22 protein-coding genes and 1 pseudogene are annotated in these 26,071 nt (G+C 59.2%); 4 read left to right on the forward strand and 19 right to left on the reverse strand.

Translation table 11 applies throughout. The annotated features are described in order from the left end of the window. Window positions 1-94: 94 nt before the first annotated feature. The 8 genes and pseudogenes from AB4N43_RS15540 to AB4N43_RS15575 all read right to left on the reverse strand — a co-directional run bounded on the left by AB4N43_RS15540 (window position 95) and on the right by AB4N43_RS15575 (window position 10,036). Window positions 95-3,145, reverse strand: a complete 3,051-nt coding sequence (locus AB4N43_RS15540) for an efflux RND transporter permease subunit (protein ID WP_460151643.1) — start codon at window positions 3,143-3,145, stop codon at window positions 95-97. Next, entirely contained in the window at window positions 3,142-4,206 is a 1,065-nt protein-coding gene (locus AB4N43_RS15545) for an efflux RND transporter periplasmic adaptor subunit (RefSeq protein ID WP_460151644.1), read from the reverse strand. The genes AB4N43_RS15540 and AB4N43_RS15545 overlap by 4 nt, the downstream gene beginning before the upstream one ends. After that, the gene (locus AB4N43_RS15550; protein ID WP_027922261.1) at window positions 4,203-5,306 is read right to left on the reverse strand and encodes an efflux RND transporter periplasmic adaptor subunit; all 1,104 of its coding nucleotides are present in this window, start codon (window positions 5,304-5,306) and stop codon (window positions 4,203-4,205) included. The genes AB4N43_RS15545 and AB4N43_RS15550 overlap by 4 nt, the downstream gene beginning before the upstream one ends. Before the next feature lie 237 nt (window positions 5,307-5,543). Beyond that, window positions 5,544-5,651: pseudogene (locus tag AB4N43_RS15555) on the reverse strand (glutamine ABC transporter substrate-binding protein); the annotation flags it as partial. A gap of 398 nt (window positions 5,652-6,049) precedes the next feature. Continuing rightward, window positions 6,050-6,832: a MetQ/NlpA family ABC transporter substrate-binding protein gene (locus tag AB4N43_RS15560; RefSeq protein WP_010464830.1), complete on the reverse strand. Its 783-nt coding sequence runs from the start codon at window positions 6,830-6,832 to the stop codon at window positions 6,050-6,052. 156 nt (window positions 6,833-6,988) lie between these two features. After that, window positions 6,989-7,924, reverse strand: coding sequence for a sigma 54-interacting transcriptional regulator (locus AB4N43_RS15565; RefSeq protein ID WP_460151646.1), 936 nt, complete (start codon window positions 7,922-7,924; stop codon window positions 6,989-6,991). A 58-nt stretch (window positions 7,925-7,982) separates the two neighbouring features. Then, on the reverse strand, window positions 7,983-8,564 hold the full coding sequence (locus tag AB4N43_RS15570) for an alpha/beta hydrolase (protein WP_027922264.1): 582 nt from the start codon (window positions 8,562-8,564) through the stop codon (window positions 7,983-7,985). A gap of 398 nt (window positions 8,565-8,962) precedes the next feature. Next, window positions 8,963-10,036: a fatty acid desaturase gene (locus AB4N43_RS15575; protein WP_027922265.1), complete on the reverse strand. Its 1,074-nt coding sequence runs from the start codon at window positions 10,034-10,036 to the stop codon at window positions 8,963-8,965. 100 nt (window positions 10,037-10,136) lie between these two features. Here AB4N43_RS15575 and AB4N43_RS15580 point away from each other — a divergent pair, with 100 nt between their 5' ends. Further along, a complete protein-coding gene (locus tag AB4N43_RS15580; protein WP_310266294.1) occupies window positions 10,137-11,141 on the forward strand; it encodes an AraC family transcriptional regulator in 1,005 nt (334 codons plus the stop codon). Window positions 11,142-11,297: 156 nt separating this feature from the next. Here AB4N43_RS15580 and AB4N43_RS15585 read toward each other — a convergent pair whose 3' ends face one another. Both AB4N43_RS15585 and AB4N43_RS15590 read right to left on the reverse strand, forming a co-directional pair. Beyond that, window positions 11,298-11,663 (reverse strand): response regulator, encoded by a 366-nt coding sequence (locus AB4N43_RS15585; RefSeq protein ID WP_460151648.1) that lies wholly within the window; start codon window positions 11,661-11,663, stop codon window positions 11,298-11,300. A 70-nt stretch (window positions 11,664-11,733) separates the two neighbouring features. Further along, window positions 11,734-12,420, reverse strand: coding sequence for a Crp/Fnr family transcriptional regulator (locus AB4N43_RS15590; RefSeq protein ID WP_027922268.1), 687 nt, complete (start codon window positions 12,418-12,420; stop codon window positions 11,734-11,736). Between the two features lie 84 nt (window positions 12,421-12,504). Here AB4N43_RS15590 and AB4N43_RS15595 point away from each other — a divergent pair, with 84 nt between their 5' ends. Beyond that, entirely contained in the window at window positions 12,505-13,023 is a 519-nt protein-coding gene (locus AB4N43_RS15595) for an Mpo1 family 2-hydroxy fatty acid dioxygenase (RefSeq protein ID WP_027922269.1), read from the forward strand. A 100-nt stretch (window positions 13,024-13,123) separates the two neighbouring features. On the opposite strand, the gene AB4N43_RS15600 is transcribed toward AB4N43_RS15595, so the two are convergent. The 6 genes from AB4N43_RS15600 to dibA form a co-directional block, all read right to left on the reverse strand. After that, on the reverse strand, window positions 13,124-14,113 hold the full coding sequence (locus tag AB4N43_RS15600) for a sulfate/molybdate ABC transporter ATP-binding protein (protein ID WP_027922270.1): 990 nt from the start codon (window positions 14,111-14,113) through the stop codon (window positions 13,124-13,126). 3 nt (window positions 14,114-14,116) lie between these two features. Then, window positions 14,117-14,989 (reverse strand): sulfate ABC transporter permease subunit CysW, encoded by an 873-nt coding sequence (cysW, locus tag AB4N43_RS15605; RefSeq protein WP_027922271.1) that lies wholly within the window; start codon window positions 14,987-14,989, stop codon window positions 14,117-14,119. Window positions 14,990-15,002: 13 nt separating this feature from the next. Continuing rightward, entirely contained in the window at window positions 15,003-15,821 is an 819-nt protein-coding gene (gene cysT, locus AB4N43_RS15610; RefSeq protein WP_027922272.1) for a sulfate ABC transporter permease subunit CysT, read from the reverse strand. Between the two features lie 69 nt (window positions 15,822-15,890). Next, a complete protein-coding gene (locus AB4N43_RS15615) occupies window positions 15,891-16,904 on the reverse strand; it encodes a sulfate ABC transporter substrate-binding protein (RefSeq protein WP_059181841.1) in 1,014 nt (337 codons plus the stop codon). A gap of 70 nt (window positions 16,905-16,974) precedes the next feature. Next, window positions 16,975-17,157 (reverse strand): sulfur starvation response protein OscA, encoded by a 183-nt coding sequence (oscA, locus tag AB4N43_RS15620; RefSeq protein ID WP_027922274.1) that lies wholly within the window; start codon window positions 17,155-17,157, stop codon window positions 16,975-16,977. 168 nt (window positions 17,158-17,325) lie between these two features. Continuing rightward, a complete protein-coding gene (dibA, locus tag AB4N43_RS15625; RefSeq protein ID WP_460151651.1) occupies window positions 17,326-19,245 on the reverse strand; it encodes a phosphodiesterase DibA in 1,920 nt (639 codons plus the stop codon). A 147-nt stretch (window positions 19,246-19,392) separates the two neighbouring features. Here dibA and desA point away from each other — a divergent pair, with 147 nt between their 5' ends. Further along, window positions 19,393-20,577: a delta-9 fatty acid desaturase DesA gene (gene desA, locus AB4N43_RS15630; RefSeq protein ID WP_027922276.1), complete on the forward strand. Its 1,185-nt coding sequence runs from the start codon at window positions 19,393-19,395 to the stop codon at window positions 20,575-20,577. 150 nt (window positions 20,578-20,727) lie between these two features. Next, the gene (locus AB4N43_RS15635; protein ID WP_059181843.1) at window positions 20,728-21,717 is read left to right on the forward strand and encodes a GGDEF domain-containing protein; all 990 of its coding nucleotides are present in this window, start codon (window positions 20,728-20,730) and stop codon (window positions 21,715-21,717) included. Window positions 21,718-21,749: 32 nt separating this feature from the next. On the opposite strand, the gene AB4N43_RS15640 is transcribed toward AB4N43_RS15635, so the two are convergent. The 3 genes from AB4N43_RS15640 to gabD form a co-directional block, all read right to left on the reverse strand. Beyond that, window positions 21,750-22,964: an HDOD domain-containing protein gene (locus AB4N43_RS15640; RefSeq protein WP_460151652.1), complete on the reverse strand. Its 1,215-nt coding sequence runs from the start codon at window positions 22,962-22,964 to the stop codon at window positions 21,750-21,752. A gap of 141 nt (window positions 22,965-23,105) precedes the next feature. After that, window positions 23,106-24,383: a 4-aminobutyrate--2-oxoglutarate transaminase gene (gene gabT / locus AB4N43_RS15645; RefSeq protein ID WP_027922279.1), complete on the reverse strand. Its 1,278-nt coding sequence runs from the start codon at window positions 24,381-24,383 to the stop codon at window positions 23,106-23,108. A 183-nt stretch (window positions 24,384-24,566) separates the two neighbouring features. Next, window positions 24,567-26,009, reverse strand: a complete 1,443-nt coding sequence (gene gabD / locus AB4N43_RS15650; RefSeq protein ID WP_008148203.1) for an NADP-dependent succinate-semialdehyde dehydrogenase — start codon at window positions 26,007-26,009, stop codon at window positions 24,567-24,569. Window positions 26,010-26,071: the final 62 nt, after the last annotated feature.

Here is a 26,071-nt window from a genome sequence, read left to right on the forward strand (position 1 = left end):
TGGTCGGTCGCCATCGCGAGCAAGCTCGCTCCCACAGGGAGTTTGTGAACGCCACAGATCCAATGTGGGAGCGGAGCGCGAAGCGCTCGATTTTTTAAGTCGCCTCTTTCTTCGGTTCGCGAATCTTGTACCAGGCCACATAAAGCGCCGGCAAAAACAGCAGCGTCAGCAACGTCGCGATGATGATCCCGCCAATCATCGCGTACGCCATCGGCCCCCAGAACACTTCCCGGGCAATCGGGATCATCCCCAGGCTCGCCGCCGCAGCCGTCAGCAAGATCGGCCGGCGTCGATGCTCGGTGGCCTGGACCACCGCGTCCCACGGCGCAAAGCCTTTCTTCTCGTATTCATCGATCTGGGTCACCAGAATCACCGAGTTACGAATGATGATGCCGATCAGCGCCAGAATCCCGAGGATAGCGACGAAGCCCATCGGCGTGCCCGTCGGCACCAGCGCGATCACCACGCCGATCAGGCCCAACGGTGCGACGCTGGCCACGAGGAACAGCTTCTGCACGCTGTGCAACTGGATCATCAGGAAGGTCGCCATCAAGAACAGCATCAACGGCACGACCTTGGCAATCGGCCCCTGGGCCTTGCCGCTCTCTTCCACCGTACCGCCGGTGGCGACCTTGTAACCTGCCGGCAACGTGGCGGCGAAGGCGTCGATGGACGGTTTCAGCAGCCGCACCAGGTCCGTCGGCTGAATCTCGTCACGCACCGCAGCCTTGATGGTGATCGTCGGTAGACGGTCGCGACGCCACACCAGCGGCTGCTCCAGTTCGTAACGCACGGTCGCAAATGCCAGCAACGGAATCGACGTGCCATTGGGCGAAACGATCTGCAGGTTCTGCAGCGTTTCCGGCGTGCCCCGTTCGGAATCCACCGCACGGCCAACCACGTTGATCAGGTAAATATCGTCATCGACCTGAGTCACGGGCGCGCCACTGACGATGCCGTTCATCAACTCCGCCACGTCTTCGGAAGACAGCCCCAGTTGCCGCGCCTTGTCCTGGGCGATGTCGATGCGCAGCACTTTGCCCGGCTCGTTCCAGTCGTAAATGATCTCGCCGATGTGCGGGTTTTTATCCAGCTCGGTGGCCAGGTCGATGGCATGACGACGAACCTGGTCGATGTCTTTGCCGCTGACCCGGTACTGGATCGGACGGCCTACCGGCGGGCCCATTTCCAGGGCCTGGACGTAACCGCCAATGCCGACGAAGTCCTTGCGCAAGATGTCGCGAATCCGCTGGCTCAAGGCTTCACGGGTTTTGCCCTTGCTGACGATCACCAGCTGCGCGTAGTAGGGGTTTTGCAGTTGTTGATCGAGTGGCAGGTAGAAACGGATCGCACCCTGACCGATGTAGGTGCTCCAGCGCACGATGTCCGGGTCGTCCTTGAGCTCGGCCTCAAGGCGATCGACCGCTTTGCGGGTTTCGTCGATCGAGGCGTTTTGCGGCAGGTTCAGGTCCACCAGGATTTCCGGTCGATCCGAAGACGGAAAGAACTGGTTCTGCACGAAACGCATGCTGAACACCGCCAACGCAAAGCACAGCACGGTGATGCCAATGGCCCACCAGCGATTGCGCAGGCACCACAGCAAGCCGCCATTAAAGGCTTTGCCGACGCGACCGGGTTCGCCTTCGTGCGGTTTCACGTTGGTGCTGAGGATGTGCACGCCGATCACCGGCGCAAACAGCACCGCCACCACCCACGACACCAACATGGCGCAGGCAATCACCGCAAACAGCGTGTAGGTGTATTCGCCGGCAGAACTGGCGTTCAGGCCGATAGGCACAAAACCCGCCACTGTCACCAGCGTACCGGTGAGCATCGGGAACGCGGTGGAGGTGTAGGCGAACGTGGCCGCCTGCTCCTTGGTCTCGCCCATTTCCAGGCGCGTGACCATCATCTCCACGGTGATCATCGCGTCGTCCACCAACAGGCCGAGGGCAATGATCAGCGCACCCAGGGAGATCCGCTGCATGGTGATGCCGCTGTACTCCATGTACACAAACACCATCGCCAGCACCAGCGGGATCGAGCACGCCACCACCAGCCCGGCACGCACGCCAAGACTGATGAAGCTGACCACCAGCACGATGATCACCGCCTCGAACAGCGCACTGGTGAAACCGCCTACGGCTTCTTCCACCACCACCGCCTGATCGGACACGTTGTGCACACCGACACCCACCGGCAAGTCGGCAGTCAGTTGGTTGATCCGTTCATGCAAAGCCTTACCGAATGCCTGGACGTTGCCGCCCTTCTGCATGGCAATCGCCAGGCCGATGGCCGGTTGGCCGTTGAAGCGGAATTCCGGGGACGCCGGATCGACGTAGCCGCGACTGATTTCGGCAATGTCGGCCAACCGATAGAAACGGTCGTTGAGCTTGAGGTTGACCTCGGCGAGGTCTTTCTCCGAGGCAAACTGCCCCGAGGTCCGTACCGAAATCCGCTCCGGCCCGGCCTCGATCACCCCCGCCGGGGTCACGGCGTTCTGCGATTGCAGGCTCTGCACCACCTGACGCTGATCGATGCCCAGCGCCGCGAGTTTGCGCGTGGAAAAGTTCAGGTACAGCACTTCGTCCTGCTGGCCGACCATCTCGATCTTGCCCAGCCCCGGCACGTCGCGAATCTCGGCGCGGGCCTGCTCCACGTAGTCACGCAACTGGCGCATGGTCAGGCCATCGGCGGTGAAGGCGTAGATCGAACCGAACACATCACCAAATTCGTCGTTGAACCCGGGGCCCTGCATGCCTTTGGGGAACTGGCCGCGAATATCGTTGATCTTCTTGCGCACCTGGTACCAGATTTCCGGAATGTCCTTGGCACTGGTGGTGTCGCGCAGGTACACGTAGACCGTGGATTCGCCGGGCCGCGTGTAGCTTTTTACGTAGTCGAGAGAATCAAGTTCTTCGAGTTTTTTCTCGATGCGGTCGGTGATTTGCTTGAGGGTTTCCTCCTGGGTCGCGCCCGGCCATTTGCTCTGGATCACCATGGTCTTGATGGTGAACGAAGGGTCTTCTTCGCGCCCCAGGTTGAAGTACGAGAACACCCCCATCAGCAACGCGACGAACATCAGGTACCAGACGAACGACTGGTGCTTGAGGGCCCATTCGGAGAGGTTGAAAGGCCCTTTCATTGACTGTCCTCGTCAAATTTCACTGGTTGCCCCGGTTTGAGGCTGTTTACGCCGGCCGTGATGACGCGCTCACCGTTTTTGACGCCACCGGCCAGCACCACGGTGCTGTCGGTGCGGCTGATGACCTTGACGTCCCTGGGTGCCACGGTCTTGTTCTGTGTATCAAGGACCCAGATACGGGGTTTGCCGTCGACCTCCTGCAACGCGGTGAGAGGCAGTTCGATGCGCGGCTTGATCGCCGAACTCAGAGTGACGCTGATCGCAGTCCCCAAACGAAAGCCCGGCGGCGTTTCAGCCAGAGTGAGGCGCGCACGACGGGTACGGGTGGCACTCTGCGCCTGGGGCTCGATTTCACGGATGGTGGCGGTGGTGTTGGTGTTCGGGTCGAGTTGAGCAGCGACCTGGAACACCACGTCATCAGGCAGTTGATCGACCAGGGTATCGGGCAGGTCGATCACCGCTTCCTTGATGTCCGGTTGCGCCAGGGTCACCACTTGCTGGCCGGCGGTCACCACTTGGCCGGCCTCGGCATTCCACGCGGTAACCACGGCTTTATGGTCGGAGCGCAATTCGGTGTAGCCGAGTTGATCCTTGCTCTGGCTGACCGCCGCCTGGGCCTGATCGAGGGACGCCTGGGTGGTTTTCAACTGAGTCAGGGCATCGTCCAGTTGCGCCTGCGCGCCAACCCCGCGATCAAACAACGACTGCTGACGCTGCGCGTTGGCTTGCGCGTTGATCAGTTGCGCCTGGACTTTCGCCAGATCGCCCTGGGCTGAGCGCAACTGGTTTTGCTGGTCGGAAGGATCAAGGGTGGCCAGCAGCGTATCCTTGGTCACCTCAGCCCCGACATTGACGTTACGACTGGCGATGCGCCCGGCCACGCGAAAGCCGGTATTGCTTTCATAGCGCGCCTGAATGCTGCCGGCAAACCGGCCCAGATCCTCTTCTTTCAAGGCCTGGACCTTGATCGACAACACCGGACGTATCGGCTCCGGCGGTGGCTCGTTTTTGGAGCAGGCGCTCAGCACCAGCCCGATGGACAACGCCCATAAAGGCTTCATGGCTTGGCTCCCCCACCCAGATCCTTGTAAGTATTTTCGGCAATCTCGACTTCCATGCCCGGGTGCAGCAATTGCCCACCGGCGATCACGACTTTCTCCCCACCGGTGAGCCCTTTGCTGATGATGACTTTGCCCGTCAGGTAGCGGCCTACCGTGACCGAATGCAACTGGGCCTGGCCCTTTTCGTCGATCAACCAGACGGCGGGTTGACTGATGTTCTTGGTCAGGGCAGACCACGGCAACTCCACCGAGGATTTGCCCGCGCCCTTGGCCGTGGCGCTCACCACCGACCCGAGCTGCATGCCCGGCGGCAGACTGTCCAGGCCCACCTTGACCTGTATTGTGCCGGACTGGGCGGACACCGCCGGGGTCACTTCGCGTACCTTGCCGGTGGTTTTGATCTCGGGGTTGTCGAGCAGGCTGAGGACAATGGCGTCATCCGTTGGCTTCTCGGCCAGCAGCGCTTCATAGACGTTGAATACCGCATCCCGATCGCCATCGCGGGCCAGGCTGAACACCGGCATCGTCGCCTGCACCACCTGGCCGACTTCGGCCTGACGCGCGGTAATGATGCCCGGCGCATCGGCAATCAGTGCGGTGTAGCTCAGTTGATCGCGGGCATTGGCCAACTGCGCCTGGGCCGCGCTCAGGGCGCTCTGACTGCTGCGCAACGCCGCCTGCGCCGAGTCGTACTCGCTCTGGCTGGTATAGCCCTTGGGCAGGAGTTTTTCCTGGCGCACGAACGCCGCGGCATTCTGTTTGACCAGCGCCTGTTGGGCGACCACTTGGGCCTGCGCCGAATCGACACTGGTCTGCAAATCCTTGGGATCGAGGCGGGCCAGCACTTGTTTGGCCGTCACCCGGTCACCGACGTCTACCGATCGCTGGATGATCTTGCCGCCCACGCGAAACGACAGCTCGGTCTGGACCCGGGCCTGGATATCGCCGGTGAGGGTGACCGCGGCGGCGTAATCCGCCGGTTTGACGACTTGTATGAACACCCTCGGCAGGTATTCCTTGATGGGTTCTTTTTTATCGCACGCCGTCAGCAGAGTGACGACGCTCAAGGCCATGATGACTTTCAATCCGGTGACCGCCATGCAAACTCCTAGGCCTTTTTTATGGGCAATACGACAGAGAGCTTAGAACAGCGTTCAAAGCTTGCACACCCGGCTTATGAAGAAAAAAACTGTGATGGATGGCGCTGAAAACGCCTGTCGTAGAGGCTGCGAGTGCCTGATGAGGGCATTGGCCGAACTTATCGGAGACTTCTAAACCGCCTCGACAATCACGCTCTCAGGCTTGGTGTCATCGCTCGGTTCCTTGCGAACATATTAGTCGTACAGCTTGAGTAGGTCCTTCTTCGCCGCTGGCGAAATCGGTGCTTCGGCACCCAGAGTCAACACGCGGTAGCCCGGGTTTTATTTGGCCCAACTGAACAGCACCCACCGACTTTAAACGCAAGAATCTAAATACCGTTAAAGCATATAGATATCACGCAAAAAACCAGTCGCAGATTTGCTGTCGCAATGGATGACGACTACTTTCCTTTGCGCTGTAGGAGGGATCTTTTTTTCGAAATGCCCCTCCAAGGACGGACAGTTTTTGGCCAGACTCCCTCGGCCGAACCCTCACAAGGAAGAGAAAATGGCAGACGTAAAAGTGCCAGAGCGACTGGATCCGCAAGACTTCGTGAAGTTATTGGTGGCATTGCGCAGGGCGTTGAAGGCCGGGGTGGCCTGAGAGGGTTGATCGTTCCCACGCGGAGCGTGGGAATGACCACGCCGACGCTTTATCAGCCGTCGGCGTTTGAAACCTTGAAGAGTTTTGTTGCTGCGTCGAATCAGAACGCCGGCAGAACCGCGCCGCTGTACTTCTTCTCGATGAAGGCTTTCACTTCAGGACTGGTCAAAGCCTTGGCCAGTTTCTGAATGGCAACGCTGTCCTTGTTGTCCGGACGAGCCACCAGGAAGTTCACATAAGGCGAATCTGCACCTTCGATCACCAGCGCATCTTTAGCCGGGTTCAGGCCTGCTTCCAGCGCGTAGTTGGTGTTGATCATGTCCAGGTCAACCTGATCCAGCACACGCGGCAGCATGGCCGATTCCAGTTCCTTGAACTTGAAGTTGTGCGGGTTCTTGGCGATGTCTTTCGGCGTAGCCAGCGCGTTTTTCGGGTCTTTCAGTTCGATCAGGCCAGCCTTCTGCAGCAGGATCAGGGCACGGCCGCTGTTGCTGCCTTCGTTAGGGATGGCAATGGTCGCGCCATCTTTGAGCTCAGCCAGGGTTTTGACTTTCTTCGAGTAGCCGCCGAACGGTTCGACGTGTACGCCGATCACAGTCACCAGGTTGGTGCCTTTGCCTTCGTTGAAGCTTTTCAGGTACGGCAGGGTCTGGAAGTAGTTGGCGTCCAGACGCTTCTGGTCAACCTGTACGTTTGGCTGAACGTAGTCGGTGAAGACTTTGATTTCCAGGTCCACGCCTTCTTTGGCGAGGGTTGGCTTGATCAGCTCAAGAATCTCGGCGTGTGGAACCGGGGTGGCCGCAACCACAAGTTTCTCGCCAGCCTGGGCCAGGCCAGCAGTCAGGGCAGCCGCCAGTGCGGTGAACAACAGAACCTTTTTCATGCAGTGTCCTTATCGAAAATCTCGGTCGTCGTCGACGACGGCTAAATACAAGTGCCATTGAAGTGCTATCGCTGGCGTGAAGCGGACAATACCCGGATTTTTTATTCCCGAATAATATCTTTTATTCACTTTCATATTCCATTTTGTTCATAAAGATCATTGTAGCGTCTGCGTCAGGCTTTCCAGTAAACGCTTGAGCGCGGAACGCTCCGTGGCGGTGCCGTTTTTGATCAGATGAATCGCCTGCTGCTCGATCTGCGCCAGCGATACGGGCGTCTCCAGCAAATTCAGATGCTCGGGCAAAATCTCGTCGCCGGTGCTCACCAGCAATGCGAAATGAATGACGTTTTCCAGCTCTCGGGTATTGCCCGGCCAACCGTGCCGCTCCAGCACCAGCTGCGCGGTCTCACTGATCAGCGGGACGGGCAGGTCGAGACGCTGGCTGTAGATGCCAAGAAAGTACTCCGCCAGTGAGAGGATATCGCCCACACGGTCACGCAATGCCGGCAGCTCAAGGTGTCCTTCGCTGAGGTAGTGATAAAGCCGCTCATGAAATTTCCCGGCGGCCACTGCCTGGGCCAGATCAATGCTGGTGGCCGCCACCAGACGCACGTCCACCGGGCTCGGTTGATGTGCACCCACCCGGGTGACTTCGTGATTCTCAAGTGCGGACAGCAATTTGATCTGGATTGGCAGCGGCAAATCACCGATCTCATCCAGATAGAGCGTGCCGCCGTTGGCCGAACCAAACCACCCGGCACGACTGCTCGCCGAGCCGCTGAAGCTGCCCGCCGCATAACCGAACAATTCAGCATCGGCGTAGGTTGGGCTGATCGCGCCGCAATTGACCGAAACGAACAACCCGCCGCGATCACTGGCGCGGTGGATATGTCGCGCGAGCAATTCCTTGCCGCTGCCGGTTTCACCGCGAATCAACACCGAGATTGAACGCGGGGCCAGTTGTTCCAGTTCCTGGCGCAATTGCCGCGAACGTGGATCGACAAACACCAGCGCTTTGGCGCGGATGCTCAGGGGACTTTTTTCTGCATCGGGAAAGGTCAGCAGCGGCTGACCGAAGTGTTCAAGACTCATGGCTGACTCCCGCCCAAAACCGCCGGGAGACGGGGGCGATTCTAAAAGGAAAAAAGGTTCAAGCGCGGCGCAGGGCGTGAAGTTCCATGCGGTTCTGCAGGCGATAGAGGTAGGCAAAACCCTGCTCCCAGCGCTGGTGACCGGACTTCACATTGATGTGCCCGGCCCCCGATAAAATCCCCGCCTCGGCACCCCAGTTGCGCGCCAGTTCAAGGGCTCGCGGCGCACTCACGGCGCTGTCGTTATCGGAACTGACGACCTGGCATGGGAACGGCAACAAGTCGGTGGGAATCGGCGCAAAGTTGCGCAACGCCGGCGCGCATGCCGGGCGCTCGACATCCGCAGGCGCGACCAGCAAGGCACCGCGCACCTGACGCAGAAACTGTACGGGCGCAGCGGCGGCCCAATGGGCGACGGTGATGCAACCCAGGCTGTGAGCGATCAGGATCACCGGCGTGCTGTCGGCGGCAATCGCCTCGGCCAGCGCCGCAACCCAGTCTTCACGACGCGGCGTCAGCCAATCTGCCTGCTCCACCCGCGCGCTGTTCGGCAGACTGTTCTGCCAGTGGCTTTGCCAATGATCTTCCGACGACCCTTGCCAGCCCGGCACAATCAGGTAGCGAATTGATTCGTTGCGCATGGGGGGAGCTCTCCTGCTGCGTGTCTGTTCCTGATCGAGTATAGGGAGGGGATTTATATTCGTTAAGGAATAAGAAGCTATGTATTAAGATCCGCATAGAATAAGCAAATCCCACTGTTTCATCGCCAAGGCATTTTTCAGAGCAAAAAAAAGGACCGCACCCTGCCAAGGAGACGGCCCCGGAAACTCAAAATCTCTGAAGCGATGATTGGTTAAAACGATTATCTTATAAAGGAATATTTAATTGCTTTATAAGATCTAAAACGCATATAGCCATCAGCGAAACGTTGACGGCCCCACCTCCTGCTTGTGCCTTAACGTATCGCCTCTTTGGGTCAAATTGATGACGGGCGCCTTTGCCATCGCTTACATCGTGTTTGAGTTTTCGATTTCATCCTTCATACCTGAGCAGCACGAACCTCCCGAGGTTGTGCAGCGTCTTTACGTTCAAACCGGTTCGCCCGTCCAAACGTCCCGAAATCATTGAACCGCACGCCCATCTCACGCATCACTTTATGCGCCACCGGCACGGTCATCTGGCGGATGTAAAACGGTTCCTTCACCACAAAGTGATGGATGCCATGGCTGCTGCCGAAGTTGAAGCAGAACGCCTGCAACGGCCACAGCCACCCGGCGTTCAGCACCTGACATTGCTGCATCACATTGCCCGGCTCGATGTCACCGTAGTAGTGCATGTTCGAGCTGATGAAGTGCAGGCAGAACGTACGCAACACGTTCGGGCCGATGATCACCACCGCCGCGATATCAATCACCTGCATCACCGACAACGTCGTCGCCGACCACTCGATTGGCGCGCCCATCAAGAACGCGATGCCGTTGATCGCATGGAAGCCGAGGAACACGTACCACGCGCCCCAATGCACCAACGCCAGCGGTGCGTAGACCTTGAGCGTGCGCTGGACGATGCTGAATTTATGCGCCCAGGTCTTGGCTCGCAGCATGCGGATGAAGGACGACATCATGTTGTCACCAACCATCAGCAACCGCGCAAATCCCCAGGGTTCGCCGTTGGTGATGGCGCGTTCTTCCATATCGGTTTCAGTGCCCGATACCTTGTGGTGATTGAGGTGCAGATGCCGACGGATCCACGGATTGATCGTGCTCGGCCGCGCCAGCCACACCAACCCCATCATCAGGTTGTGCGGCACGCGCTGTTTGCGAAAGTACATGCTGTGAATCAGGTCGTGTTCCAGTTCGTGGGTCAACGAGGCGAAAAACGCGTTGAGCAACAAGCACGCCCACCAGGCCATGTGGCCAGTCATGTACAGCGCCGCCGAACCGATCATCCCGGCCAGGGCAAAGGCCAGAATGCCGGCGCCGAGGGCGTCCTGATGATTGAGAATCGGGTAGCGCTGACGCAGCTCGACGCCCTTGGCCAGCACCACTTCACGAATATGTGCTGATCGCTGCGCTGCATTCAATCGCTGGGGACTTGCAGAAGTACCGTGCATGCTTCCATCCTCTGGTTATTGATGTTCGCATCCTGCCTTGCGAATGTTTACAAGGTGGTAGCCATGAACGCCAACCTGTTGACCGGAAGCGCCAATCAGCATGACTGAACCGACCTCCCTCGCCAGCTGGACCCGCGCCCTGCGCAAGCAGCTCGATGCGCTGGGCCTCGACAGCACCGCCCTGTGCCAGCAGGCGGGGCTCGACCCGCGATTGATGGACGACCCGAACGCCCGTTACCCGTTGTCCGGCACCACGCGCCTGTGGGAAATCGCCGTGCAGGTCAGTGGCGATCCGGCAATCGGCCTGCGCGTATCGCGTTTCGTCAGCCCCACCACGTTTCATGCGCTCGGTTATGCGCTGGTGGCCAGCGGCAGTTTGCGCGAGGTGTTCGAACGCATCGTGCGTTATCACCAGGTGGTCAGCGATGCCCTGGAACTGGAGCTGACCCGCACCGAGGACCGCTACCGCTTTCGCCTGAAAATTCCTGTGGGCAACCCGGCACCTGCGTTCGAAGCCATCGACGCCTTCACGGCGATTTACGTACGCACCTGCCGCAATCGCCTCGGTCGGGACTATGCACCGCTGGCGGTGTACCTGCGCCGCCCGGAACCCGCCGATGCCCACCAATGGCACAAAGTCTTCCGTTCACCGGTGTATTTTTCGGCAGAAGAAGACCGCGTGGAGTTTTCCCTGGTGGATTTCGACAGCCACCTCGATGACGCCAACCCGGAACTGGCTGAACACAACGAAACCGTGCTCAACCGCGCCTTGGCACAGCTCAAACCGCTGACCTGGGAGCGCAAGGTCCGTGACGCCATCGAAGAGCAATTGCCCGAAGGCGAACCCAGCGCCGAACACATCGCCAAGGCCCTGCACCTGAGCTTGCGCAGCCTGCAACGGCATTTGGCGGATGAGGGGTGTCGGTTCGATACGCTGCTCAATGAAAGTCGCGAAAACCTGGCGCTGCTGCACCTGCGCGACCCGCAATGCTCGTTGAGTGAGGTCAGTTACTTGCTGGGGTTTGCCGATACCAGCAGCTTCAGCCGCGCGTTCAAGCGCTGGACGGGGATGACGCCGGGGCAGTTTCGGGATGGGTTGCGCTGACCGGCCCAGACATTGGGTCGCCTCGCCCGGCCTCATCGCGAGCAGGCTCGCTCCCACAGTGGTTCTGCGTTTTTATGGGATTTTGAGTTCTCTGAAGATCAATTGTGGGAACGAGCCTGCTCGCGATGAGTCCGGATCAGACACCACAAAAAAGCTTCAGCGCCCGCGATCCCGCCGCAACAACTTGCGCACCCGCGCCACCAACTCGCTCACCGCAAACGGCTTGAGCAAATAATCGTCCTCATGCAACTCCAATCCGCGCAGGCGATCCTCGATGCCGTCCTTGGTGGTCAGGAACAGCACCGGCGTCTCTCCGAGCTTGCGGATCTGTTGCTGCAACTGCCAGCCGTTGAGCCCCGGCAGCATTACGTCGAGGATGATCAGCGAGTATTCGCCGGTCTCGATGAAACGCCGGCCGTCCATGCCGTTGAGCGCGACATCCACCGAATAGCTCGCCTCGTTCAGGCCGTTGGCCAGGAGTTTGGCGGTCTCCGGTTCGTCTTCTACTAGCAGTACACGCATGGCACACCTCGATTATCGTCGTCACAGGCTAGGCGCCTTCGCGGGCAAAGCCCACCAATAACGTCGCGCGTTAAAAAATCGCCAGTGCCCGCAACCGCTCGGCATCGACAATTTCGATCTCGCCGTACTTGAGATTCAGGATTCCCTGGCCCTGCAAATCCTTGAGCAACTGATTGGTGGTCTGGCGCGACAACGACAGCAGCGACGCCAACTGCTCCTGTGGCAATTGCAGCACCCGGCGGGGTGGATCGATTTCGCCGTAGCCTGCAGCGATCATCAGCAAGCGATGGGCGAGACGCGCCGGGGCGGGCATCAGGCTCAGTTGTTCGAGGTTGATGAAGGTCAGGCGCAACTTGTGGCTCATCAGCAACGCCAGTTGCCGCCAGTACACCGGTTGTTCGTCGAGCAACTTAAGCAGTGCCGCTTGCGGGATGTGCAACAGGGTACACGTCCCCACAGCGAAGGCGTCGTGGGTCCGCGCCTGACCGTCGAACAGGCAGATTTCACCAAACCAGTGCGGCGGTTCCACCAGGCTCAGCAGCGCTTCCTTGCCTTGCTCACTGACCGCGCCGATGCGCACCGAGCCTTCAAGCACCGCATACAACCCGCACGGCGGATCGCCGCGTTTGAACAGCAATTGCCCGGACGACAGGCGCCGCAGCCGGGCCGCGGCCAGCAGACTATCCTGAAAGGGAACAGGTAGATGACTGAACCACTGGCCGCTCATCAAGCGCGAGCGCCAAACCTGCATGTCCATGGAAACTCCTGGAGATTGTCGCCTGCCTGACAGAGCGGAAAATGAACCCGGGGCATGATCAATCACCCTACAGGAGGAATAACAATGAAAAGCCTCGTTGACCATCTCAGTCAATACGCCGCCTACCACCGTGATCCGCGCAACATCGCCAGCCACTTTATCGGTATTCCGTTGATTGTGGTGGCCGTTGCGGTTCTGCTGTCGCGGCCGCAATGGGCCGGAGGCTGGCTTTCGCCGGCGGTGCTGGTGTCGTTGGCGTCGGCGTGGTTTTACCTGCGCCTGGAGTTGCGCCTTGGGGTGCTGATGACCGTGTTGCTGGGGCTGTCGGTTTGGGCGGGCCAGGTGTTGGCGCAGCAAAGCATGCTGGTCTGGCTATCGAGCGGAATCGGGATGTTTGTGGTGGGCTGGGCGATTCAGTTTGTCGGGCATCACTATGAAGGGCGTAAGCCGGCCTTTGTCGATGACGTGACCGGGTTGATTGTCGGGCCGTTGTTTGTGGTGGCGGAGTTGGCGTTTTTGTTGGGGTTGCGGCATGACCTGAAAGAGCAGATCGAGGCGCGGGCCGGGGGTGTAAGAATCAATCCGAATCGCGCTGCGGCATAAGACGCCTTCGCGAGCAGGCTCCCACAGAGTTTCTATGTACACCATAGATCCAATGTGGGAGCGGGCTTGCTCCGGGCGGCGTTCCGACGATGCTTTTGCTTTAGAGGTTGGCGAGTTTCTGCCAGACCTTGGGCTTGAAGAACAGCGTTTCGCCCTTCGTCAGCCCGATCAGGCTGTCATGGTCCTTCACCACTTCCGCCTCTATCAATTCGCTCTGACCTTCAACTTTCAGCGTCACCCGGGTCGTCGCGCCCAACGGACGGATATCGCGCACTTCAGCCGCATGGTGATCTTCCAGTTCATGCCGTGACAGCGACACTTCATGCGGACGGAACAGCACGTGATTGTCTTCGCCCAGATGCAGACGGTTCGAATCGCCGAGGAAGTGATAAACGAAATCGCTGGCCGGGTTTTCGTAGACATCGCCCGGTGAGCCGATCTGCTCGATCACGCCTTTGTTCATCACCACGATACGGTCGGCGACTTCCATGGCTTCTTCCTGGTCGTGGGTCACGAATACCGAGGTCAGGTTGATGTCTTCATGCAGCCGCGCCAACCAGCGGCGCAGTTCTTTGCGGACCTTGGCGTCGAGGGCGCCGAAGGGTTCATCGAGCAGCAGCACTTTCGGCTCGACCGCCAAGGCGCGAGCCAGGGCGATACGCTGACGCTGACCACCGGAGAGTTGCTCCGGGTAGCGATCCGCCAGCCAGTCCAGTTGCACCATGTTCAGCAGTTCGTGGACTTTTACCGCGATCTGGCTTTCGCTCGGGCGCTGTTTTTTCGGCTTCATGCGCAGGCCGAACGCGACGTTGTCGAACACGGTCATGTGGCGGAACAAGGCGTAGTGCTGGAACACGAAGCCAACGTTGCGATCACGCACGTCGTGGCCGGAGACGTCTTCACCGTGGAACACGATGTTGCCCTGATCCGGGGTTTCCAGGCCGGCGATGATTCGCAGCAGCGTGGTTTTACCGCACCCCGACGGGCCGAGCAGCGCCACGAGTTCACCGCTCTGGATGTCCAGGCTAATGTTGTCCAGCGCCTTGAACGCATTGAAATTCTTGCTGACGTTACGCACTTCGATCGACATGAATTATTCCTCCGCGGCGCTGGCGCGCAGGCGGTTAATACGGTTTTCGCTCCACTGCTTCAGCAGCAGGATGAAGAGCGCCATGATCAGCAACAGGCTCGCTACCGCGAACGCGGCCACGTGGTTGTATTCGTTGTAGAGGATCTCGACGTGCAGCGGCAGGGTGTTGGTTACCCCGCGAATGTGCCCGGAAACCACCGACACCGCACCGAACTCACCCATCGCCCGCGCGGTACACAGCACCACACCGTAGATCAGGCCCCATTTGATATTGGGAACGGTGACGTGCCAGAACATCTGCCAGCCATTGGCGCCCAACAGGCGCGCGGCCTCTTCCTCTTGCGTGCCCTGTTCCTGCATCAGCGGGATCAGCTCACGCGCCACGAACGGCACGGTGACGAAAATCGTCGCCAGCACGATACCCGGCAAGGCGAAGACGATCTGGATGTCGTGATCCTGCAGCCACGGCCCGAACAGGCCCTGGGCGCCGAACATCAGCACGTAGACCAGGCCGGCAATCACCGGCGATACCGAGAACGGCAAGTCGATCAACGTGACCAGCATGCTCTTGCCGCGGAACGAGTACTTGCTCACGCACCACGCGGCGCTGACGCCGAACACCAGGTTCAACGGCACCGAAATCAGCACGGCGATCACCGTGAGTTTCAGCGCCGACAACGCATCCGGTTCGAAGATCGCGGTGAAGAACGCACCCAGGCCAAGCTTCAGGCCCTGGGACACCACGATGAACAGCGGCAACAGCAGAAACAGCGCAAAAATCAGCCAGCCAAGGCCGATCAGGATTCTTCGCGAGGTGGCACTGCCACGGCGCGCAGCGTTGGCCGAAGAGGCGGCCGCAATAGACGATTGGGACATGGTTCGCGCCTCCTTATGGGGTTTCGATGCGACGTTGCAGCAAGTTGATCAGCAGCAACAGGACGAAGGAAACCACCAGCATCAGTACACCAATGGACGTGGCGCCGGTGTAATCGTACTGGTCGAGCTTGACCATGATCAGCAGCGGCAGGATCTCGGTTTTCATTGGCATATTGCCGGCGATGAAAATCACCGACCCGTACTCGCCGACCCCGCGGGCAAAGGCCAACGCGAACCCCGTCAGCCATGCCGGGAGCAATGCGGGCACCAGAATGTAACGGAACACCTGTAACGGTTTTGCCCCGAGACACGCCGCCGCTTCTTCCACTTCACGCGGGATATCAGCCAATACTGGCTGTACGGTACGTACTACGAATGGAAGTGTCACAAAAGTGAGGGCAAGGGTGATGCCGAGGGGGGTATACGCAATCTTGAAACCCAGGTCCGCTGCAAACTGACCGACCAAACCGGTGGGGGTGTACAACGCCGTCAGCGCGATACCGGCCACCGCCGTCGGCAACGCGAAGGGCAAGTCGATCATTGCGTCGATGACTTTGCGACCGGGGAAGGTATAGCGCACCAGCACCCAGGCGAGCAGCGTGCCGATCACGCCGTTGATGATCGCGGCATAGAGCGCGGTGCCGAAGCTCAGCTTCAACGCTGCCAGCACCCGTGGCGCCGAGATAATTGCCCAGAACTGATCCCAGGTAAGTTGGGCGGCATGCACGAACATCGCCGCCAGTGGAATGAGCACAATCAGGCTGAGGTACACCAAGGTGTAGCCCAGCGTCAGCCCGAAGCCGGGTATGACGGGGGAGATACGACGCGACATAAAAGTCCTTGGTTGAGAACGCGCAAAGCCCCGACGGCTAAATCGGGGCTCGTTGATGGCTATTTAAGACTACTGCGCCTGATAAATCTGGTCGAACACGCCACCGTCATTGAAGAACTTCGGTTGCGCGGTTTTCCAGCCGCCGAAGTCTTTGTCGATGGTCACCAGGTCCAGGGTCGGGAACTGCTTGGCGTACTTGGCAGCCACGTCCTTGTCACGTGGACGATAGAAGTTTTTCGCGGCAATTTCCTGACCGGCCGGGCTGTACAGGTGCTTGAGGTACGCTTCGGCGATCTGCTCGTTGCCCTTTTTCTCGGCGTTCTTGTCGACCACGGCCACTGGCGGCTCGGCAAGAATCGACAGCGAAGGCACGACGATTTCAAACTTGTCGGCGCCGCCGTCTTCTTTCAGCGCCAGAAACGCTTCGTTTTCCCAGGCCAGCAACACGTCGCCCTGACCGTTGTTGACGAAGGTGATGGTCGAACCGCGAGCGCCGGTGTCCAGCACAGGCACGTGTTTGAACAGGGTCTGGATGTAGTCCTTGGCCTTGGCTTCGTCACCGCCGTTGGCTTTCAGGCCATAGGCCCAGGCCGCGAGGAAGTTCCAGCGGGCGCCGCCGGAGGTTTTCGGGTTCGGGGTGATGACCGAGACATCGTTCTTGACCAGGTCGCCCCAGTCCTTGATGCCTTTCGGGTTGCCTTTGCGCACCAGGAACACGATGGTCGAGGTGTACGGCGTGCTCGCTTCTGGCAGACGCTTCTGCCAGTCAGCCGGAAGGGTCTTGCCGAGTTTGGCGATTTCGTCGATGTCACCCGCCAGGGCCAGGGTCACGACGTCGGCACGCAGACCGTCGATCACCGCGCGGCCCTGCTTGCCCGAACCACCATGGGATTGCTGGATTTTTACAGTGTCGCCGGCGTGATCCGCCTGCCAGTACTTGATGAACTCGGCGTTGTAGTCCTGGTACAGCTCACGCGTCGGGTCGTACGACACATTGAGCAGCTCGTAATCCTTGGCAACCGCGGATCCCGCAAAAAGGGCGCTGGCCAGGGCGGCCAAAGCGAAATGACGAATCGACGACATGGTGAAAGCTCCTGGAATTCTGTTTGTGTTGGCTTTTTTTTATGGAGGCGGGAAGCGGATTGCCGGTTGCTTAGCTCGGCTTGTTGCTCGGGTTCTGCAGACGGAATTTCTCTTTGCGTTCGATCTGGACGACCTGGGCGTTATGCACAGTGATCTCCACAGCCCCAAAGCGCAGATCGCGCAATGCGCTCTGGATCTCACGCAAAATGGCTGCTTCGTCTTGGCCATCAACACTACGTAGGGATGCGCTCATGGTGCTGCTCCTTCAACTGAGAGGTTGCCTGGCAGTGGCGGCACTGCTTGCGGCGTGAGACCAATAGTAGTGAGGAGTAGATATTCTTAAAAAGACTATTTAAGAATGTTTATATAACTTAAAGACTGATCGTTCCCACACAGCACGTGGGAATGATCGAACACGGGCTTAGCGAATAATGGGCGCGCACATCCAATCCAGCTGCTCTGCCGGCACCGGTCGCCCAAACCAGTAGCCTTGCCCCAGATCGCATTCATGCTCGAGCAGGAATCCGGCCTGCTCGACCTGCTCGATCCCCTCGGCATGCACTTGCATCCCCATGCTCTGCGCCAGGGCAATGATCACTCGCACAATCGCCGCGTCATCTTCATCACACGGCAACCCGGCGACGAAGCCTTGGTCGATCTTGAGTTTCTGCACCGGCAATCGCTTGAGCCGCAGCAGGGACGAATATCCCGTGCCGAAATCGTCGATGGCCAGCCGCACACCCAGCTCGCGCAGGCGATGCATCTGCTCCAGCGCCACCTCCGGATCCTCCATCACTGCACTTTCGGTCACTTCCAGCTCCAGATACGCCGGATCAAGCCCCGTCGAATCAAGCACCTGAGCCACCTGCTGATACAGCTCGCGTCGGGCAAACAGTCGCGATGAGACATTTACCGCCACAAACGCCAACCCCACACCCGCCGCTCGCCACTGACACATTTGCTGACAGGCCTGCTGCATAACCCAGGCATCAATCTCGGCAATCAGCCCGGTACGCTCGGCGATGGGGATGAACTCTGCCGGCGACACCAGCCCGCGCTGCGGATGCGCACAACGCACCAGTGCTTCGACGCCGATCAGGCGACTGGTTTTGAGGTCATGCACGGGTTGGTAATAGACGCGCAGCTCTTGCTGCTGGAGCGCGCGGCGCAGCTCAAAGGCCATTTCGACCCGCTGCTGGGCATGGGCGGTCAATTCTTCGGTATAGAGCGCGTAGCCATCCCGGCCCGCACTCTTGGCCTTGAACAAGGCCGAATCGGCGTTGCGCAACATTTGCTCGGCACTCAAGGCATCACTCGGAAACTGACTGATGCCGACACTGGCGTTGATAAACAGTCGATGCCCATCAATGTGGAACGGCTCCCGCAGGCCATCGATGATTCGCTGAGCCAGCGCCGCGGCTTGTGCCACTTGCGGACAGCTTTCGGCGAGCACCGCAAATTCGTCACCGCCCAGACGCGCCAGGGTCATGCCTGGGCCGAACATGGCATTCAAATGCTCGGCCACCGCCTTCAGCAGTTGATCACCGACGGTATGCCCGAGGCTGTCGTTAATCATCTTGAAGTGATCCAGGTCGATCATCAGCAACGCGCAGCCCCGTTTATGGATTTGCGCCGATGCCAGTGCCTGTTCGACACGGTCGGTGAACAGCAGTCGATTGGGCAGATCGGTCAGCGGATCGTGGTGAGCCAGATGCTTGAGTTCGTGCTCGGAATTTTTGATCGCACTGATATCGGAAAACACCGCCACGTAGTGGCTACGCAGGCCCTGATCGTCATGGATGATGCGGATGGTTTGCCATTGTGGGTAGATTTCACCGCTTTTACGGCGATTCCAGATCTCCCCGCTCCACTCACCGGTGCTGTTGAGTGTCGCGAACATCGACTGGTAAAACGCTGGCGGATGATGGCCGGATTTGAACAGGCTGGGTTGCCGGCCCAGCACCTCATCACACTGATAACCGGTGATCGCCATGAAGGCCCGGTTTACATGGACAATCAGCCCATTGCTATCGGTGACCAACACGCCCTCACGGGTGCAATCGAACACGGCGGCGGCCTGGCGCAAACGCTCACGGTCGGCATGGCGCTCGCGCAGCCTGGCGCCGATCCCCAGGCATTTGAACAGTCGGGCCCGGGCAAGGAAGATCAAACCGGCACTGAGCACCACCCAGAAATAACCGTTGATCAGTTGCCATCGCAATAGCTCGGCAGAGCTATCGAAGAAACTGTTCAATACATAGCCGCTGACGGCCATCCAGGCGACTGAAAGCAACAGGTAAAGCAGCGCTGCACGCAAGGCGTCGCGATAGGTGGCAGACATTAGAACGTCCATGTCCCTACAGAAAGGTTGGAATTATAGGCCAAGGACACATCCAGCCACTCTTATCTGAAAGGGCGACTGGTTTTATCCGTAGGCTTAGTGATAATGCAACGGCTGTTTTTTTCTTTATCGAGGGCCCTACAGCCTATGTGGTACGAAGGTTTACTCGGCTTGTCGCCCTGGTCACTGGTGGCAGTCACCCTGCTGATGACCCACGTCACGATCGTTGGCGTCACGGTCTATCTCCATCGTTATTCAGCCCATCGCTCGCTTGAGCTCAATGCCGGCCTGAAACATTTCTTCCGCTTCTGGCTGTGGTTGACCACGGCGCAGAACACCCGCGAGTGGACCGCTATCCACCGCAAGCATCACGCCAAATGCGAAACCGTCGATGATCCGCACAGCCCGGTCGTCAAAGGTCTTTCCACCGTTTTGCGCAAAGGTGCCGAGTTGTACCGCGCCGAAGCGGAAAACCCGGAGACCCTGCGCATCTACGGCAAGAACTGCCCCGAAGACTGGATCGAACGTAATCTCTACAGCCGATTCCCGCTGTTGGGTGTGGCGATCATGGGTGTCATCGACCTGCTGCTGTTCGGCACCATCGGCATCACCATCTGGGCCATCCAGATGATGTGGATCCCTGTGTGGGCCGCCGGCGTGGTCAATGGCCTTGGCCATGCCATCGGCTACCGCAACTTCGAATGCCGCGATGCCGCCACCAATCTGGTGCCTTGGGGCATCCTGATCGGCGGTGAAGAGCTGCATAACAACCATCACACCTACCCTAACTCGGCAAAATTGTCGGTGAAGAAGTGGGAGTTCGACCTCGGTTGGGCCTGGATCCAGGTCTTCAGTTTCTTCCGTCTGGCCAAGGTCCAGCGGGTCGCCCCGATCGCGCACCGGGTTGAAGGCAAAGGCAGCCTGGACATGGACACTGCCATGGCCATCCTCAACAACCGCTTCCAGATCATGGCCCAGTACCGCAAATTGGTGATCGCGCCTCTGGTCAAGCAAGAACTGGAAAAGGTCGATCACTCGGTCCGCCATCAATTCCATCGCGCCAAGCGCCTGCTTTCGCGGGAAACCAGCCTGCTGGACGAAAAACACCACGTTCGCATCCAGACCATGCTCGAACACAGCCAGGCGCTGAAGGTAATTTACGAAAAACGCCTGGCCTTGCAGCAGATCTGGGTCAAGACCAGCTCAAATGGTCACGACATGCTCGCCGCCATCAAGGATTGGGTGCATGAAGCTGAGGCCAGCGGGATTCAATCCCTGCGTGACTTCGCCGACCAGTTGAAGACCTACTCCCTGCGCCCTGCCGCTGTCTGATGCCGTTGATCGGTGCGCCCCGCCAGCGGGCGCACCCTTCGGAACTAAGCTCCAAATCCCCTATCTCAAAGACACTTCGCCACCCCTGGCGGGTTTCGTTGTCGCCGCTTTCGAGTCCAGAACAGCGCACGCCCTTTGAGATTTGTCCCTATGGTCCCAAAAAACCTGCACGACTCATCCTTTGCGCAATCGCCCGACACAGCTCAAACCCTGATGGCGCTGATGCATGCCCAAAGTGAAGTGGCGCGCCTGAGCGAACGCGAACAGCTGTTCAGTTCGCTGCTGGTGAGTGTCAACGCGGTGTTGTGGGCATTCAACTGGGAAACCCGGCAGGTGCTTTACGTCAGCCCGGCTTATGAGCGAATTTTCGGCCGCTCCGCCGGCAGTTTGCTGTCCGACTACAACGAATGGCGCGACAGCATTTACCCCGACGACCTGGACTATGCCGAGCGCAGCCTGGCCGACGTGCTGGTCAAAGGTGCGGTTGAAGACCGCGAATACCGCATCATCGATGCCGATGGGCAGGTGCGTTGGCTCAGCGACAAATGCTTCATCAATCGTCAGGCGGAACCCGGCCAACCCGTGATCATTGTCGGCATTGCCGAAGACATCACCGAAAAGAAGCGGATGGAAGCCGAACTGCAACGCCTGGCCACCACTGACGTGCTGACTCAAAGCAGCAATCGCCGGCACTTCTTCGAATGCGCGCAAAAGGAGTTTGCACAGGCACGCAAGCAAGGCACACCGCTGGCGTTTCTGCTGCTGGACATCGATGATTTCAAAGGGGTCAACGACACGTACGGTCATCCACAAGGTGACGTAGTGCTGCAACAGATCGCAGAGAGCGGTCGCGCGGCGCTTCGCCGAGGCGATGTGTTCGGACGGATCGGTGGTGAAGAGTTTGCGGCGGTGTTTCCTGGCTGTGCGCCGGACATGGCCCTGCAAGTGGCGGAAAGATTGCAACGGCAGATTCAGCAATTGAGCTTTAGCCATGACGACCAGACGTTTGGCATTACTGTCAGCCAGGGGCTGACCAGTCTCACCAACGAGGACGAAAGCCTCGACAGCCTGTTTGCCAGGGCAGATGCGGCGATGTATGAAGCCAAGCGGCAGGGCAAGAACCGGATCATTTCCGGTTAATCCGCCGAACTCCTCCAGGGATTGTGTATGGATTACTTTTTGCGTAATCGCATCAGTTCCGGCAAACCGATCTTGAGCAACCGCGCTGTTCGGCTTTTCGCCAATGCTTCCACGCCCTCATGCTCGGTCAGGCGCGCCAATTGCGCCGCCATGTTCATCACCAGCGCCTCGCGTGAGTAAACCCCGCCACCGAGCTGATAGACCGACGCGATCAACTCTCTCAGCTCCAGCGGCAGACGCCAGCGGGTGCGCAGTGCCGAACCGTAGGCCGCGCCGAACTTGGCCAGCGCATCGCCGACTTCCTCCCACTCGTCCAGATCACCTCCGCCCTGCTTCCACTCTTGTAAACATCGCAGCAGAGCCAGGTCACCAAGACGATGCAGCATGCCTGCGCAGTAACAGCGCTCTTGTTCCAGATCCAGCAAGCGTGCCAGCGTGCGGGCGTACTCGGCGGTGTGCAGGGACAACTCCCAGTTACGTTCGGCATAGTCCGCCAGTAGCGGATCGTCGAGCCGCGCACTGCGCTTAAGGGCCAACCCCAGAATGAGATTCATGCTTTGTCCGGAGCCTAAACGGTGCAAGGCCTGGGACAGGGTTTGCACGGGATCGCCAAGGTGATGCGCCGCGCTGTTCGCGGCGGCAATCAGCACAGCGGTAATCTGCGGATCGGTGCGAATCTCGTCCTCCAGTCGTTTCAGATCGAGACCGCTCGGATTGAGGCTGCGCTGGACTGCTATCTGTACATCAGTCATCAACGGCGCACCGTCCGTCAGGTCTCGCCGTCGCTCCAGGTACACCGATAACGTCATGCCCGGCGCCAACCTTGGCACCTCGCAGGAAACCTCTTCACCGGCGTTCAGCAGCAACTCCTGCAGACGCTGGGTCAGGTTTTCCATGTTCAGGGGTTTGGTCAGGTACGCCGTGGGCGCCAAAGGCAAAGCCTCGTGCACGCTGCCACTGTCGTTGCGGCTGCTCATCAGAATGAACGGCAGCGGTGGATTGCGTCGGCGCTGACGCACGTTACGCAAGACATTCAAGCCATCGACACCGGGCAACTCCCAGTCAACGATCGCCAGGTCGTAGGGAATTTCCGCCAGCCGGTCGATTGCCTGTTGGCCATCGGCGCACAGGTCTACTCGCGCATCGCAGCGCACTTTCAATAACACCTGCTTGAGCAAGTCTCGAGACCACGGGTCGGCCTCGACAATCAACACCCTCGGTGCAGCGGGTAAATCAACGACAGTCATGCAGCACGCTCCCTCGCAATGCTATGAACCATAGTCAACACTGGCGATTCGAGACAAATCAAATGACCTGAATGTGTTTCAAGAGGCGTAAAAAAACCCGCCGAAGCGGGTTTTTTGTCGATCAGGTCACACACTAGGTGATCACAGCTCGGAGAAGCACTCTTCGATGATCGCCAGACCTTTGTCCAGTTGCTCGTCCGGCGCAGTCAGCGGTACCAGGACGCGCAGAACGTTGCCGTAGGTGCCGCAGGACAGCAGGATCAGGCCTTTGTCGCGAGCCTTGGCCACAACCGAGGCTACCGCAGCAGCGTTTGGCTTGTGGCTGTCGCCGTTTTCGAACAGCTCGACAGCGATCATCGCGCCCAGGGCACGGACTTCGCCGATCACCGGGTACTTGGCCTGGATAGCCTTGAGGCCAGTCACCAGACGCTCGCCAACAGCTTTACAACGGTCCAGCAGGTGTTCTTCTTCGAACACTTCCATCACGGCCAGGGCCGCAGCGCAAGCGATCGGGCTACCGGCGTAGGTGCCGCCCAGGCCGCCTGGAGCGATGGCGTCCATGTATTCGGCCTTGCCGCACACACCGGCCAACGGGAAGCCGCCAGCGATGGATTTGGCGAAGGTGGTCAGGTCGGCGGACACGCCCATCTGTTCCATGGCGAAGAAGGTGCCGGTACGGCCAGCGCCGGTTTGCACTTCGTCAGCGATCAACAGGATGCCGTGCTGGTCGCACAGGGCGCGCAGACGCTTCATGAACTCTTTAGGCGCGACGTAGAAACCGCCTTCGCCCTGAACTGGTTCGATGATGATGGCAGCGATGTCACGCGGCTCAGCGTCGTTCTTGAAGATGCGTTCGATGCTGGCGATCGAGTCGTCGACGCTCACACCGTGCAGTTCATTCGGGTACAGCGCGCGGAAGATGCCGCCTGGCATCAAGCCCATGCCGGCCGAGTAAGGCACGACTTTACCGGTCAGGCCCAGGGTCATCATGGTGCGACCGTGGTAAGCGCCAGTGAAGGCGATCACGCCAGCGCGGCCAGTGGCGGCACGAGCGATTTTCACGGCGTTTTCCACCGCTTCGGAACCGGTAGTGACCAGCAAGGTTTTCTTGGCGAAATCACCAGGTACCTTGGCGTTGATTTTTTCGCACAGCTCTACGTACGGTTCGTAGGCCAGTACCTGGAAGCACGTGTGGGTCAGCTTGTTCAACTGCTCGGTGACGGCGGCGATGATTTTCGGGTGTACGTGACCGGTGTTCAGCACGGCGATACCGCCGGCGAAGTCGATGAACTCGCGACCTTCAACGTCAGTCACGGTGGCGTTCTTCGCGTGGTCGGCGAAGATCGGGTGAATCTGGCCAACACCGCGCGGTACAGCGGCTTCGCGGCGTTTCATCAGGGATGCGTTTGTCTTGCTCATAAAGTCCTCATTCACCGCTCATCGGGCGGCGTGGTTCAAGGAAAATGCGGCGGGGAGGCAACTACGGCAGCATGCGATGATCGACTGCCACAGCTTTCCCGGCCACAGAGAAAATTCCGTGTGAAGCGCAGAAAGGGACAGCGCTCTCGTGCCCTTTCCGCTTGAAGCAATGCCTTGCCGGGCTTAGATGCCCAGGCAGAGGTATTTGATTTCCAGGTAATCTTCGATGCCGTACTTGGAGCCTTCACGGCCCAGGCCCGACGCCTTGATGCCGCCGAACGGCGCGACTTCGTTGGAGATCAACCCGGTGTTGACGCCGACCATGCCGTATTCCAGGGCTTCAGCCACACGGAACACACGACCCAGGTCGCGCGCATAGAAGTAGGAAGCCAGACCGAACTCGGTGTCGTTGGACATCGCGATCACTTCGGCTTCGTCTTTGAAACGGAACAGCGGCGCCAATGGACCGAAGGTTTCTTCCTTGGCCACAGCAGCGTTTTTCGGCACGTTGGTCAGGATGGTCGGCTCGAAGAAGTTGCCTTCCATGACCTTGCCACCGGCCAGAACGGTTGCGCCTTTGCTGATCGCGTCAGCAATGTGCTCTTGAACCTTGGCCACGGCTTTTTCGTCGATCAGCGGGCCAGTGGTGGTGCCTTCTTCCAGACCGTTGCCGATCTTGAGTTTGGCCACGGCCACTTTCAGCTTCTCGGCGAACGCGTCGTAGACCGAATCCTGAATGTACAGGCGGTTGGCACAGACGCAGGTCTGGCCGTTGTTGCGGTACTTGGAAATGATCGCGCCTTCGACGGCCTTATCCAGGTCCGCGTCGTCGAACACGATGAACGGTGCGTTGCCGCCCAGTTCCAGGGACACTTTCTTGATGTCCTTGGCGCATTCAGCCATGAGCTGGCGACCGATTTCGGTCGAGCCGGTGAAGGACAGTTTGCGAACGATCGGGTTGCTGGTCAGCTCGCTACCGATGTCGCCGGCGCTGCCGGAAACAACGCTGAACACACCAGCTGGAATGCCAGCGCGCTGAGCCAGTTCAGCCAGGGCGAACGCGGAGAACGGAGTTTGCGAAGCAGGCTTGAGCACCATGGTGCAACCGGCAGCCAGGGCTGGGCCGGCTTTACGGGTGATCATTGCGGCCGGGAAGTTCCACGGGGTGATTGCAGCGGTCACGCCGATTGGTTGCTTGATCACGATCAGACGCTTGTCTGGCTGGTGACCCGGTATCACGTCACCGTAGACGCGCTTGGCTTCTTCGGCGAACCATTCAATGAAGGAAGCGGCGTAAACGATTTCGCCCTTGGCTTCGGCCAATGGCTTGCCCTGCTCGAGGGTCATCAGGCGAGCCAGGTCATCCTGGTTCTCGATAATCAGTTCGAACCAACGACGCAGCTTGTTCGCGCGGTCCTTGGCGGTCAGTGCACGCCAGGCCGGCAGCGCTTTGTCAGCGGCTTCGATCGCACGGCGGGTTTCGGCAGCGCCCATTTTCGGCACGGTGCCCAGAATTTCGCCGGTGGCCGGGTTGTTCACTTTGATCGTCTGACCATTGTCCGCGTCGACCCAAGCGCCATCGATAAAGGCTTGCTGGCGGAACAACTGGGTGTCTTTAAGCTGCATGTCGGCTTTCCTTAACAGCACCGCGGCAGGCGCGGAGCAAATTATGATTGTAGAAAGGCGCC

The organism is Pseudomonas sp. S2_B07 (genome assembly GCF_054668435.1).